The sequence below is a fragment of the Mesorhizobium carmichaelinearum genome (assembly GCF_900199455.1).
In the GTDB taxonomy this organism is placed as follows: Bacteria; Pseudomonadota; Alphaproteobacteria; order Rhizobiales; family Rhizobiaceae; genus Mesorhizobium; species Mesorhizobium carmichaelinearum.
Map to the genome: position 1 here is coordinate 746,587 of NZ_FZQR01000001.1, position 13,109 is coordinate 759,695.

Genomic DNA, 13,109 nt, shown 5'->3' on the forward strand with positions numbered 1-13,109 from the left:
GCGCGAGCGCCGCCAACCTGCCTCCCTATCGCCTCGCCAACCTGCATGATCTTCTCCCGAAGATCTCCTTACTGCCCCGACACCAGTGCCAGCGCGCGGATCGGGCTGCCGGTGCCGTGCTCGATCTTGAGCGGTGCCGCGATCAGGATCGCACCCTTCGGCGGCAGCTGGTCGAGGTTGCAGAGGCTGGCGAGACCGTAGCGGTTGGCCTTGTGCATCAGCGTGTGCGCCGGGAATGGCGGCTCCATGCCGCCGGCCTTGCCGGCATCGGTGCCGATCGTCTCCGAGCCCCAGCCCTTGATGTCCTTGCTGATCAGGTACTGGATGGCTTCCGCCGTCGGGCCAGGCGTGTGCGGGCCGGTCTCGTTGGCGTTGAGGAATTCGGCTTCCGAGCCGTTGCGCTTGTACCAGTCGGTGCGCATCACCACCCATTCGCCGGCATTGATCGCGCCATGCTTGGCCTCCCACGCCTTGATGTGATCGACGGTGAGCAGGAAATCGTGGTCGGCGGCGGCTTCCTTGGAGCAGTCGATGACATTGACCGGGCCGACGAAATTCTGCGCCGGAATGGTGTCGGTGGCACCGTCCGGATAATCCTTGCCGGTGATCCAATGCTGCGGCGCATCGAAATGCGTGCCGGAATGCTCGCCGAGCTTCAGCCAGTTCCACGCCCACCACGGACCGTTCTTGTCATAGCGGGAGATCGAATGGATCTCGACCTTCGGCGTGTCGACGGCAAGCTCCGGCGGCAGCTTGATCAGCGGTGTGTCGGGCCCGAGTTGCGCCGAGAGGTCAACCACCTTGATGGCGCCTGACAGCAACTGGCCGGCGACTTCGCCGAGGAGTCTTTGGGTGTCCATGGTCTCTGTTCCCTCTTTGATAGTGATGATCAAGGCTCGTCTCGGCCCTTAATATCCTACTAGACGAAAACATATGCATCTGCAATTATCTTTAAGCATAAAGGAAATGGGAACGGGGCGTGAGCGAGTTCGACGCCATCTTTGTCGGGGCGGGCCACAACAGTCTGGCATGCGCCGCGCATCTGGCGCTCAAAGGCTGGAAAACCGGGATTTTCGAGCGCAGTGCAACAATCGGCGGCGCCGTCCAGACCCGCGAATTCACCCTTCCCGGCTTCCGTCACGATTTCGGCGCGATGAATCTGAGCCTGTTTGCGGGCTCCGCCTTCCACCGGAAATATGCAAATGAATTGAAAGCGCAGGGGCTGGAGTTCGCTCCGGTCGCCGACTGTTTCGCCAGCGCCTTTCCCGACGGACGCTGGTTCGGCGTCAGCAACGACCTGGAAAAGACGGCTGCGCGCATGGCCGCTTTCTCCGCGGCCGATGCCGCGACATGGCGCAGACTCGTTTCTGCCTTCCCGGCGGAGGCCGAACATCTGTTCCGGCTGCTGGGATCGCCGATGAGGGCGCGAGCGCTGGCCGGCACGGCGTGGAACCTGTGGCGCAAGAAGGGCATGTCCGGCGCGCTCGACACCGGCCGGTTGCTGCTGTCGTCGCCACGCGCCTGGCTGGAGGAGACTTTCGAGTCACCTTATGTGCGGGCGACGCTCGCCAGCTGGGGCATGCATCTCGATTTCTCGCCCGACATCGCGGGTGGTGCGGTGTTCCCCTATCTGGAATCGATGGCCAACCAGAGTTTCGGCATGGTGCTTGGCAAGGGCGGCGCCGACACCATCATCCGGGCGCTGGCCGGCATGGTGACGGCGGCCGGCGGCAAGATATTCACCAGCGCCGAGGTGGTCGAGATCACGGTTTCCGCCGGCAAGGCGACGGGCGTCCGGCTTGCCTCCGGTGAGACCCATACAGCGACCAAGGCTGTCATCGCCGGCGTCGCGCCCAAGGCGCTGACCGGCAAGCTCCTGCCCAGCGGTTCCGGCAATGCCGGCTTCGACACGTCGATGCAGAAATTCCGCTACGCGCCGGGCACGATGATGATCCATCTGGCGCTGGACGATTTGCCGGACTGGCGCGCTGGCGCCGAGTTGCGGCAGTTCGCCTATGTGCATCTGTCGCCGTCGCTCGATGCGATGTCGCGCACCTATCAGCAGGCGATGGCCGGCATGCTGCCGGACGAGCCGGTGCTGGTCGTCGGCCAGCCCTCAGCGATCGATCCGTCGCGCGCGCCTCAGGGCAAGCATGTGCTGTGGGTGCAGGTGCGCATGCTGCCGGCCGAGATCCTCGGTGATGCATCGGCCAAGATCGCGCCCGGGCATTGGGATCAGGTCAAGGAGGCCTACGCCGAGCGCGTCATTGATATCATCGAGACCTATGCGCCCGGGCTGCGGAGCAAAATCCTCAGCCGTTCGGTGTTCTCACCCATCGATCTCGAGCGTGAGAACCCGAACCTGGTCGGCGGCGACCAGGTCTGCGGCAGCCACCATCTGGCGCAGAATTTTTTGTTCCGCCCGGCGCGTGGTTTTGCCGGCTGGAACACGCCGCTGGCCAATCTGCATCTCACCGGAGCCGCGACATGGCCGGGCGCCGGCACCGGTGCGGCCTCGGGTTTCATGCTCGCGCAACAGCTTGGCGGGAGGTAGGCTCCAACGATTTTATCGAGGCGACGAGAGGCAAGGCGCTGCTGCCCACGAAGCCTGAACCCATGAACGGATAGTGCCGCGCAAAGACAATAACCAACAAGGGGAACGACCATGAAAATCAACAGACGCGAATTGCTGGGATACAGTGCCGCCGCACTTGGCGTGACCGCCATTGGCCTGCCGAAAATAGCCAGGGCCGCTGCCGGCGAACTGACCATCGCCTACAATGTCAACCTGCCATCCTGGGACCCGACCACCGGACCTTCGGCCGTCAATCCGACCATCCAGGGCCTCTACCAGTCGGTTTTCGACCAGATCATCCCGCAAAAGCCCGACCTGTCCTTCGCGCCCGGCCTGCTGACCGAATGGGGCTGGAACGACGACCGCACCAAGGTGATGATGACGGTGCGCGAAGGCGTGAAATGGCATGACGGCTCGCCCTTCACGCCGGAGGACGTCGTCTGGTCGCTGCAGCGCGCGGGCGACGAGAAGACCGGCAATCCGATCCAGTTCGTCTGGAAGAACGTCAACAACTTCAAGATCGACGGCAACAAGATCACCGGCGACGTGGTGCAGTTCGACCCGGTCTATTTCAAGTGGATGTCGTTCCTGACCGGCTACATCCTGCCGAAGGCCTATTACGAGAAGGTGGGTGCGGAAGGTTTCGAGAAGGCGCCGATCGGCACCGGCCCCTACATGGTCGACAAGTTCGAGCGCAATGCTTTCCTGCGGCTGAAGGCCAACCCGAACTATTGGGGCACCAAGCCGGCCTTCGAGAATGTGACGATCAAGTTCGTCACAGATGCGGCGAGCCGTGTCGCCGAAATCGAGTCCGGCTCCTCGCAGGTGACGCTCGAAATCCCCTACGAGGAATATGACCGGCTGATCGCCAAGGGCGGGCTGGCCGGCTCGATCAAGAATGTTTCCGACATCGGCATGATCTTCTTCAACAACAAGGACGCCATGCTGGACAAGAATGTCCGCCAGGCGGCCGTGATGGCGGTGGACAAGGAGCTGCTGGTCAAGCGGCTGCTGCGCGGCTACGGCCAGCCGATCGACACGCTGGAGACGCCGGAATACGCGGCCTACGATCCGTCGATCAAGGTCGAGCACAATCCGGAAAAGGCCAAGGAACTGCTCGCCGCCTCCGGCTATTCGACCAAGAAGCCGGCAAAGTTCACCATCCAGACGACCAAGGGCTTCAAGCCCAAGGACTACGAGATGGTGCAGGCGATCGTCGGCATGTGGCGCAAGGTCGGTATCGAAGCCGAGATAGAGGTCTATGAGATCGCCAAGCACTATGAACTGCGCGCCGCGCACAAGCTGGCGCCGGCGGCCTTCTACAACTGGGGCAATTCCATCGGCGACCCGACCACTTCGACCGGTTTCGCCATGTTCGGCCCCTCGCCGCACTCGTCGTGGAAGACCGACGATCTCGATGCCAAGATCGGCCCGCTCTGGGGCGAGAAGGACGAGGCCAAGCGCATCGCCGGCTGGAAAGCGGTCGACAAGTACATTGCCGAAGAGGCCTATGTGCTGCCGCTGATCCAGTACGCGCAGCCGATCGTGCACTCGAAGAAGGTCAATGTCGTGCAGCACATTTCCGGCGCTCTGCTGCCGGCTTTGATGACCCCGGCCTGATATCGGCCTTGCACCTGCCGGTCTTCGCCCGGCAGACCCCCTCATCCGGCCGCTTCGCGGCCACCTTCTCCCCGGTGGGGAGAAGAGACTGGCTCGGCCGTCTGCGACCTCTTCTCCCCTCGGGGAGAAGGTGGCCCGAAGGGCCGGATGAGGGGGAGTTCCCCAGAGTGGTTACGCCGGCATGCTCCTGCAACGATTCCTGATCCGTCTCCTGACGATGCTGATCACGCTGTTCGGCGTGGCCGTCGTCGTCTTCGTCGTGATCCGCGTCGCGCCCGGCGATCCGATCGCCATGATGCTGCCGCCTGGTGCTACGGATGACGACATTGCCCGCCTGCGCGCGCTCTACGGGCTCGACAAGACCATCGTGCAGCAATTCTTCATCTGGCTGTCCGGTGTCGTCAGGGGCGATTTCGGCACTTCGATCTCACTGCGGCAGGACGTGCTCAGCCTCGTCTTCAACCGGCTGCCAGCGACGCTGGAGCTCGCTATCGTCGCGCTGATCATGGCGGTGGCGCTCGGCGGTACCACGGCGGTGCTCGGCGCGCGTGAACGCGGCACGGCGGTGGAAGCCGGCATCGACATCGCCAGTGGCGCGGCACTCTCCATTCCCGATTTCCTGTGGGGCCTGGTGCTGATCCTTTTGTTCGGCGTGCTGGTGCCGATCTTCGACATTTCCGGCCGCGTGTCGCCGCAGCTCGACCTGCCTTTCGTCACCCAGTTCTACTTCTTCGAGAGCCTGCTGCGGCTACGCTTCGACCTGACCTGGGACCTGCTGAAACACATGCTGATGCCGGCGGTGGCGCTGGCATTGCCGCTGGCGGCGATCATCTCGCAGCTGCTGAAACAGTCGCTGAAGGAGGTGCTCGACCTCGACTATGTCGTGCTGGCGCGGGTGAAGGGATTTTCGGAGACGCAGGTTATCCTGCGCGAGGCGCTGAAGAACGCGGCACTGCCGACGCTGACCCTGGTCGGCGTGCAGTTCACCTTCCTCATCGGCGGCACGGTCATCGTCGAGCGGCTGTTCTCCTATGAAGGCCTCGGCAACATGGCGATCGACGCCGTCATCAACCGCGACCTGCCGCTGATCCAGGGCATCGTGCTGGTCTTCGCGCTGCTGTTCGTGCTGATCAACCTCACCGTCGACATGATGTATGCGCTGCTCAATCCGAGGCTGCGCCATGGATAGAGCCTCAAGACGCGGACTGAGTCCCAGGCTGTGGCTCGCTGGCGGCTGGCTGCTGCTGGCGCTGCTGGCGGCGATCTTCGCGCCGCTGGTGGCGCCGCAGGATCCGCTGGCGCAGGATCTGATGCTGGAGCGGCTGCCGCCCTTCTGGCTCGATGGCGCCGAGCCCGGCTATTGGCTGGGCACCGACAGTCTCGGCCGCGATCTGTTGTCCCGGCTGATCTTCGGCGGCCGCATCGCATTCATCGTTGCCTTTGCCGCGGCCATCGCCGCCTGCCTCGTCGGCTCGACGCTGGGATTGATCGCGGGCTATTTCGGCGGCTGGGCCGACCGCATCATTTCGCGCATCGTCGACATCTGGATGGCATTTCCGCCGGTGCTGTTCGCCATCCTGCTGGTCGCGGTGCTCGGTACGGGCTTGAGTTCAGTCATCCTGGCGATTGCCATCATCGACTGGACGCGCTTTTGCCGCGTGATCCGCGCCGAGGCGATGGGGCAGTCGCGCATGGATTATGTCGAGAATGCCCGCATTGCCGGCTACGGCCGCATCGGCATCATGCTGCGCGAAGTGCTGCCCAATGTGGTGCCGTCGATCGTGGCGCTGCTGTCCCTGGAGATGGGCATCGCCGTCATCGTCGAGGCGATCCTGTCCTTCGTCAATCTGTCGATCTCGACCGACGATCCGACCTGGGGCAGCATCATCGCCGAGGGCCGGCTGTCGATCCACCAGGCCTGGTGGGTGCTGGTGTTTCCGCTGATCACGCTGATCCTGACCGTGCTGTCGTTCAGCCAGTTCGGCGAGGCGCTGAAGACGCGTTTCGACCCGGTGCTGCGATGAGCGCCTGTCTCGATATCGCCAATCTCAGCGCCGTGCTGCCGAACGGCCAGCGCGTGCTGCGCTCGGTGTCGCTCTCCGTGCAGCCAGGCGAGGTGCGCGCGCTGGTCGGCGAGAGCGGCGCCGGCAAGACGATGATCGGCAAGGCGGTGCTTGGTGTGCTGCCGTCGAGCGTGCGCATTGTCGAAGGCGATATGAGGCTCGAAGGCGAAGACCTCGGCAGGCTTCAGCCGAAGGCACGACGCACGTTGATCGGCGCCCGCACCGCACTGATCCCGCAGGATCCGCTGACCGCGCTCAACCCGTCGCGCCGCATCGGCCCGCAGATGACCGACCGGCTGGTGCGCATTCTCGGCTGGAGCGGCGAAAAGGCCGACACCCGCATCCGGCAATTGCTGGACGAGGTGCAGATCCGCGACCCCGACCGGGTGCTGAAAAGCTACCCGCACGAGCTCTCCGGCGGCATGCGCCAGCGCGTGCTGATCGCCGCCGCCTTCGCCGCCGAGCCACGGCTGATCGTCGCCGACGAGCCGACCACGGCGCTCGACGTCACCGTGCAGAAGCAGATCCTGCGGCTGATCGCTGCGTTGCAGCGCGAGCACGGCACGGCGATCCTGTTCGTCACCCATGACCTCGGTGTCGTCGCCAAGATCAGCCAGAAAGTGTCGGTGCTCTATGCCGGCAAGGTGGTGGAAGAGGCTGACACGGCGGCGCTCTTCGCCGCGCCTCAACACCCCTACACACGCGCGCTGATGGCGGCGACGCCACGCTACACTGACCCGTTCGCTTCGTTGAAGCCTGTTGACGAGGCGGTGCTGGCCGGACTTGCCGCCGAGATCGCGTCGGCCGATCAGGCGTGGAGGCGGCCGCATGGTTGAGCCGCTGTTTTCTGTGCGCGGGCTGAAGGTGGCGCTGCCCGACATGACGCGCAAGCCGCTGATCGGCCGCGCGCCGATGGCCGAGATTTTGAAAGGGCTCGACTTCGATCTGCCGAGAGGCTCGTTAACCGGCATTGTCGGCGAATCCGGATCCGGCAAGTCGACACTTGGCCGCGCGCTGGTGCGGCTGCTGGAACCCAGCGCTGGCAGCGTCACTTTCGATGGCCGTAATATCACCCATCTGTCGGAGGCTGAGCTGCGGCCGTTGCGCCGCAATCTGCAGATGATCTTTCAGGATCCGATGTCGTCGCTCAACCCGCGCCGCACCATTGCCAGCATCATCGCGGCGCCACTGAAGCAGAACGGGCTTGGCGACCGGCTCAAGGAACGCGTCGCCGAAGCGCTGCAGCGGGTCGGCCTGCCGCAGAGCTTCGCCACGCGCTACCGCCATGAACTGTCGGGCGGCCAGCGCCAGCGCATCGGCATTGCGCGCGCGCTGGCGCTGTCGCCGAAATTCGTGCTGGCCGACGAGATCGTCTCCGGGCTCGACGTGTCGACGCAGGCGCAGATCCTCACTTTGCTGGAGAAGCTTGCAGCCGAGATGGGCCTGACGGTCGCCTTTATCAGCCACGATCTGTCGGTGATCCGGCGGCTGTGCCGGCAAGTCATTGTCATGCGAGAAGGCGTGATCGTCGAAGCCAGCGCCACCGACGCCTTGTTCGACAATCCCCGAGAGGCCTACACGCGCGATCTCATCGCCGCTATTCCACTGCCCGAAATCGACGCCGGTTGGCTGGATATTTCGGCTGCCGGGAAGACGCCGACATAACTGCATACGCGCGCCGAAGAGCGGCCTCGGACGTGCGACCGGCAAATGACGAAGTCCCGCCATCGGAGGAGGACTGACATGAAGACCACGATCGGAATTGCAACGCTCGCCGCGGCTGTCCTTGGCAGTGCCGGCATGGCCTCGGCCGATTCGATCCCCGGCATGCGCGGGCACGACCATACCGGCATCACCGTTCCCGACATGAAGCAGGCGGTCGACTTTTTCACCGAGGTTGTCGGCTGCAAGAAGGCGATGTCGTTCGGACCGTTCGCCGACGACAAGGGCACCTTCATGCAGGACCTTCTGGGCGTCGATCCGAAGGCTGTCATTGAGCAGGTTACCATGGTGCGTTGCGGCTATGGCTCGAACATCGAGCTGTTCAAATACACCGCGCCCGACCAGAAGGATCTCACGCCGAAGAACAGCGACATTGGCGGCTTCCACATCGCCCTCTATGTCGACGATGTCGCCGCTGCCAAAGCCTATCTCGACGGCAAGGGCGTCAAGACGAGGATGGGGCCTTTGCCGGTCAAGGAAGGCCCCGCCGCCGGCCAGACCATCCTCTATTTCCAGGCGCCCTGGGGACTGCAACTGGAAGCGATCAGCTATCCCGACGGCATGGCCTATGAGAAGGGTGCCGAAACGGTGCTGTGGAGCCCGAAGAACCCGGACCAGTAATCTATCGCGGCGCGCTTGCGGATCGACACGCGGGCGCGCCGACCAGTGCTCGCTCAATGATTTCGATATAAAACTTTAAGCTTGAAATATCTTGACGCCGGCGCGATACTCACCAGACAGCAAGCGAAGAGGAGATCGCACGGATGAAGGTTGCGGTTCTCGGCGGCGGACCAGCCGGCCTCTACTTTGCCATTTCGATGAAACTGAGGGACGCCGCGCACGACGTGACGGTGTTCGAGCGCAACCACGCCGACGACACGTTCGGCTGGGGCGTCGTGCTGTCGGCCGAAACACTCGATAATCTCGCGAAGAACGATCCGGTCAGCGCCGTCTGGATCAAGAAGCATTTCGCCTATTGGGACGACATCGCCGTCATCCATGACGGCGTGCGCACGGTCTCGTCGGGCCATGGCTTTTGCGGCATCGGGCGCAAGCGGCTGCTGATCCTGCTGCAGCGCCGCGCCCGCGAACTCGGCGTCAAGCTGATGTTCGAGACCGACATCGCCGATCCCCGCCCCTATATGGAGACGCATGACCTTGTCGTCGCCGCCGACGGGCTGAATTCCAGGGCGCGCAATACCTTTGTCGACGTCTTCAAGCCCGACATCGACACCCGCAAATGCAAGTTCGTCTGGCTCGGCACCAACCAGAAATTCGACGACGCCTTCACCTTCATCTTCGAGAAGACCGAGCATGGCTGGGTGTGGGCGCACGCCTACCAGTTCGACAGCGAGACCGCGACCTTCATCGTCGAATGCAGCGAGCAGACCTGGGCTGCCTTCGGCTTCGGCGCGATGTCGCAGCAGGAATCGATCGCGGTGTGCGAGCGCATCTTCGCCAAGCATCTCGGCAGCCATGCGCTGATGACCAATGCCAACCACATCCGTGGCTCGGCCTGGATCAATTTCCCGCGCGTGCTGTGCGAGCGCTGGTCGTACAAGAACCTGGCCTTGATGGGCGACGCCGCGGCATCGGCGCATTTCTCGATCGGCTCCGGCACCAAGCTGGCGCTGGAAAGTGCGGTGGCGCTGGCGGAGTACGTCGAAACCGAACCGGACCTCGACGCGGCGTTCCGTAGATATGAGGATGCGCGCCGCACCGAGGTGCTGAAGCTGCAATCGGCGGCGCGCAATTCGCTGGAGTGGTTCGAGGAGGTCGAGCGCTATCTCGGGCTCGATCCGGTGCAGTTCAACTATTCGCTGCTGACCCGCTCGCAGCGTATCAGCCATGAGAATTTGCGGCTGCGCGATGCCGAATGGCTGGGCGGCGCGGAAGAATGGTTCCAGCGCCAGGCGGGTGCGGGCGGCAACAGGCTGCGCCGGGCGCCGATGTTCGCGCCGTTCAAGCTGCGTGACCTCAGGCTCAACAACCGCGTCGTCGTCTCGCCGATGGCGCAGTACAAGGCCGTCGACGGCTGCCCGACCGACTGGCATTTTTCTCACTATGCCGAGCGCGCCAAGGGTGGTGCCGGCCTTGTCTATATCGAGATGACCTGCGTCAGCCCGGAAGGCCGTATCACGCCCGGCTGTCCCGGCTTCTACGCGCCCGAACATGAAGTGGCGTGGAAGCGGCTGGTCGATTTCGTCCACGCCGAGACCGAGGCCAAGATCTGCGCCCAGATCGGCCATTCCGGCGCCAAGGGCTCGACCCGGCTCGGCTGGGAAGGCACCGACGTGCCGCTAGTGTCCGGCAACTGGCCCATCATGGCGGCATCGGCTGTCGCGTGGTCGCCTGAGAACCAGGTGCCGAAGGCGATGGATCGCACCGACATGGATCTGGTGCGTGACCAGTTCGTGGCCTCGGCCGAGATGGCTGACCGCTGCGGCTTCGACATGCTGGAGATCCACGCCGCGCATGGCTATCTCCTGTCGTCCTTCATCACGCCGGTCACCAACCGGCGCACGGATGAATATGGTGGTTCGCTGGAAAACCGCATGCGCTATCCCCTCGAAATCTTCCACGCGGTGCGCGCCGCCTGGCCGGCACAAAAGCCGATCTCGATGCGCATTTCGGCCAATGACTGGGTCGGCATTGAAGGCGTCACACCGGCCGACGCGGTCGAGATCGCACGGCTGCTGCATGAGGCCGGTGTCGACATATGCGACGTCTCGGCCGGCCAGACGTCCGCACTGGCGAAGCCGGTCTACGGCCGCATGTTCCAGACGCCGTTTTCCGACCGCATCCGCAACGAAGTCGGCATGGCGACGATGGCGGTCGGCAACATCTATGAGCCCGACCATGTCAACTCGATCCTGATGGCCGGCCGCGCCGATCTCGTCGCGCTGGCGCGGCCGCATCTAGCCGACCCGTACTGGACGCTGCACGCGGCGGTGACGCTCGGCGACCGCGGCGTCAAATGGCCGGATCCCTACCTGCCTGGCCGCGACCAGATCTACCGGTTGGCCGAGCGTGATGCCGCTGCGGGGCTGAAAGTATGACGGCCCCAGCAGCGATCACCGGCAAGCACGCGCTGGTCACCGGCGGCGGCTCCGGCGTCGGCCGGGCCATCGCGCTGGTGCTGGCCGGTGCTGGCATCGATGTCACCATCTGCGGCCGGCGCGATGCCGAACTCGCTAAGGTGGCCGGCGAAAGCGACCGCATCTTCGGCATCGCCGCCGATGTCACCGATGAGGTGTCCATGGCCTCGCTCTACCAGACGGCGGAAGCCGCGCGCGGGCCGTTCGACATCGTCGTCGCCAATGCCGGCATGGCCGGCAGCACGCCGGCGCACAAGACCACGGTTGCCGACTGGCAGCGGACGCTCGACGTCAATTTGACCGGCGCCTTCCTGACGGTGAAGCCAGCACTAACCGGCATGGCCGCGCGGAAATCGGGACGAATCGTGTTCATCGCCTCAACGGCCGGGTTGAAGGGCTACGCCTATGTCGCACCTTACGTGGCGGCCAAGCATGGCGTCGTCGGTCTGATGCGGGCACTGGCCGCGGAGACGGCGAAATCAGGCGTCACCGTCAACGCCGTCTGCCCGGGCTTTGTCGAGACCGACATGCTGGAGGAGTCCATCCAGCGCATTGTTGAAAAGACCGGCCGCTCGGCTGGAGAGGCGCGAGCGAGTCTTGCTTCGACCAATCCGCAAGGCCGGTTCATCCAGCCACAGGAAGTTGCTGCCGCCGTGCTGTGGTTGTGCGGCGACGCGGCGGCATCGATCACTGGACAGGCAATTTCCATCTCAGGAGGCGAAACATGGTAGCCGGCCCCCTGCCCGCACCCTCGGGACCCGGCAAGGACCGGCTGCGCCTGTGGATCAGGCTGCTGCGTGCCTCGCGCACGATCGAGGCCGAACTGCGCGAGCGCCTGAAGAAGGAATTCGATACGACGCTGCCGCGCTTCGACGTGATGGCCGCACTCTACCGCGTGCCGGAAGGCATGCTGATGAGCGATCTGTCGCGTTTCCTGCTGGTCTCCAACGGCAATGTCACCGGCATTGTCGACCGGCTCGTGTCGGAAGGACTTGTCGCCCGCGCCCGCCGCAATGGCGACCGCCGCACCTCAATGGTGCGGCTGACCGATGAAGGCACCAAATCCTTTGCCACCATTGCCGCGGCGCATGAAGGCTGGATCGGTGAATTGCTGGGCAAGGTCAGCGAGGAGGATGCCCGCCGGCTGACCGGCATGCTGACCTCGTTCCGCAGCAACTGGGAGGGACGCGAATGACCGGGATGGCCAACCTCAAGCCGAAGCATTTCCTGTGGGAGGTCGAGGGCAGGATCGCCAAGGCCCGGCTTGACCGGCCGGAGCGCAAGAACCCGCTGACCTTCGACAGCTATGCGGAACTCCGCGACACCTTCCGCGACCTCGTCTATGCCGACGATGTCGACGCCGTGGTGTTCCTCTCCAATGGCGGCAATTTCTGCTCCGGCGGCGATGTCCACGACATTATCGGCCCGCTGGTCAAGATGGACATGAAGCAGCTTTTGGCCTTCACCCGCATGACCGGCGATTTCGTCAAGGCGATGCTGAATTGCGGCAAGCCGATCATCGCCGCGGTCGACGGCGTCGCGGTCGGCGCCGGCGCGATCATCGCCATGAGCTCGGACATCCGCATCGCCACGCCGGAGGCCAAGACCGCCTTCCTGTTCACCCGCGTCGGCCTCGCCGGCTGCGACATGGGCGCCTGCGCGATCCTGCCGCGCATCATCGGCCAGGGCCGCGCCGCCGAACTGCTCTACACCGGCCGCACCATGACGGCCGCCGAGGGCGAGCGTTGGGGGTTTTACAACAGGCTGGTCGATGCCGCCTCACTCGAGGCCGACGCGCTCGACATGGCGGCGCGCATCGTCTCAGGTCCGACCTTCGCCCACGGCATCACCAAGACACAGCTCAACCAGGAATGGTCGATGGGCCTCGACCAGGCGATCGAGGCGGAAGCGCAGGCGCAGGCGATCTGCATGCAGACGCGCGATTTCGAGCGCGCCTACAAGGCGTTCGTGGCCAAGGAAAAGCCGGTGTTCGAGGGGAATTGAGATGATGCTTTCCGTGGAGACGTCGGC

12 protein-coding genes are annotated in these 13,109 nt (G+C 64.3%); 11 read left to right on the forward strand and 1 reads right to left on the reverse strand.

Translation table 11 applies throughout. The features are described 5' to 3' along the window. Positions 1-68: 68 nt before the first annotated feature. Positions 69-860 carry a cyclase family protein gene (locus CKW40_RS03185; protein WP_095198527.1) on the reverse strand — a complete coding sequence of 264 codons (792 nt, stop codon included), beginning with the start codon at positions 858-860 and terminating at the stop codon, positions 69-71. A 119-nt stretch (positions 861-979) separates the two neighbouring features. Between CKW40_RS03185 and CKW40_RS03190 the strand changes: the two genes are divergently transcribed. From CKW40_RS03190 to CKW40_RS03240, 11 genes are all read left to right on the forward strand, one after another. Continuing rightward, positions 980-2,554 (forward strand): phytoene desaturase family protein, encoded by a 1,575-nt coding sequence (locus CKW40_RS03190; protein ID WP_095198443.1) that lies wholly within the window; start codon positions 980-982, stop codon positions 2,552-2,554. Positions 2,555-2,665: 111 nt separating this feature from the next. Beyond that, on the forward strand, positions 2,666-4,195 hold the full coding sequence (locus tag CKW40_RS03195; RefSeq protein WP_095198444.1) for an ABC transporter substrate-binding protein: 1,530 nt from the start codon (positions 2,666-2,668) through the stop codon (positions 4,193-4,195). A gap of 181 nt (positions 4,196-4,376) precedes the next feature. Continuing rightward, positions 4,377-5,384: an ABC transporter permease gene (locus tag CKW40_RS03200; RefSeq protein ID WP_095198445.1), complete on the forward strand. Its 1,008-nt coding sequence runs from the start codon at positions 4,377-4,379 to the stop codon at positions 5,382-5,384. Continuing rightward, a complete protein-coding gene (locus CKW40_RS03205) occupies positions 5,350-6,219 on the forward strand; it encodes an ABC transporter permease (RefSeq protein ID WP_179297803.1) in 870 nt (289 codons plus the stop codon). Before CKW40_RS03200 ends, CKW40_RS03205 begins: the two co-directional genes overlap by 35 nt. Beyond that, complete coding sequence (locus CKW40_RS03210) at positions 6,216-7,094, forward strand: ABC transporter ATP-binding protein (RefSeq protein ID WP_095198447.1); 879 nt, start codon at positions 6,216-6,218, stop codon at positions 7,092-7,094. The genes CKW40_RS03205 and CKW40_RS03210 overlap by 4 nt, the downstream gene beginning before the upstream one ends. Then, positions 7,087-7,923: an ATP-binding cassette domain-containing protein gene (locus CKW40_RS03215; protein ID WP_095198448.1), complete on the forward strand. Its 837-nt coding sequence runs from the start codon at positions 7,087-7,089 to the stop codon at positions 7,921-7,923. The genes CKW40_RS03210 and CKW40_RS03215 overlap by 8 nt, the downstream gene beginning before the upstream one ends. A gap of 78 nt (positions 7,924-8,001) precedes the next feature. Beyond that, positions 8,002-8,601, forward strand: coding sequence for a VOC family protein (locus CKW40_RS03220; protein WP_095198449.1), 600 nt, complete (start codon positions 8,002-8,004; stop codon positions 8,599-8,601). A gap of 143 nt (positions 8,602-8,744) precedes the next feature. Continuing rightward, positions 8,745-11,039 (forward strand): bifunctional salicylyl-CoA 5-hydroxylase/oxidoreductase, encoded by a 2,295-nt coding sequence (locus CKW40_RS03225; RefSeq protein WP_095198450.1) that lies wholly within the window; start codon positions 8,745-8,747, stop codon positions 11,037-11,039. Next, positions 11,036-11,809 (forward strand): SDR family NAD(P)-dependent oxidoreductase, encoded by a 774-nt coding sequence (locus CKW40_RS03230; RefSeq protein WP_095198451.1) that lies wholly within the window; start codon positions 11,036-11,038, stop codon positions 11,807-11,809. The genes CKW40_RS03225 and CKW40_RS03230 overlap by 4 nt, the downstream gene beginning before the upstream one ends. Beyond that, positions 11,803-12,273, forward strand: coding sequence for a MarR family winged helix-turn-helix transcriptional regulator (locus tag CKW40_RS03235; RefSeq protein WP_027043615.1), 471 nt, complete (start codon positions 11,803-11,805; stop codon positions 12,271-12,273). Before CKW40_RS03230 ends, CKW40_RS03235 begins: the two co-directional genes overlap by 7 nt. Beyond that, positions 12,270-13,082 (forward strand): enoyl-CoA hydratase family protein, encoded by an 813-nt coding sequence (locus tag CKW40_RS03240; protein WP_095198452.1) that lies wholly within the window; start codon positions 12,270-12,272, stop codon positions 13,080-13,082. Before CKW40_RS03235 ends, CKW40_RS03240 begins: the two co-directional genes overlap by 4 nt. The last annotated feature ends 27 nt before the right edge of the window (positions 13,083-13,109 follow it).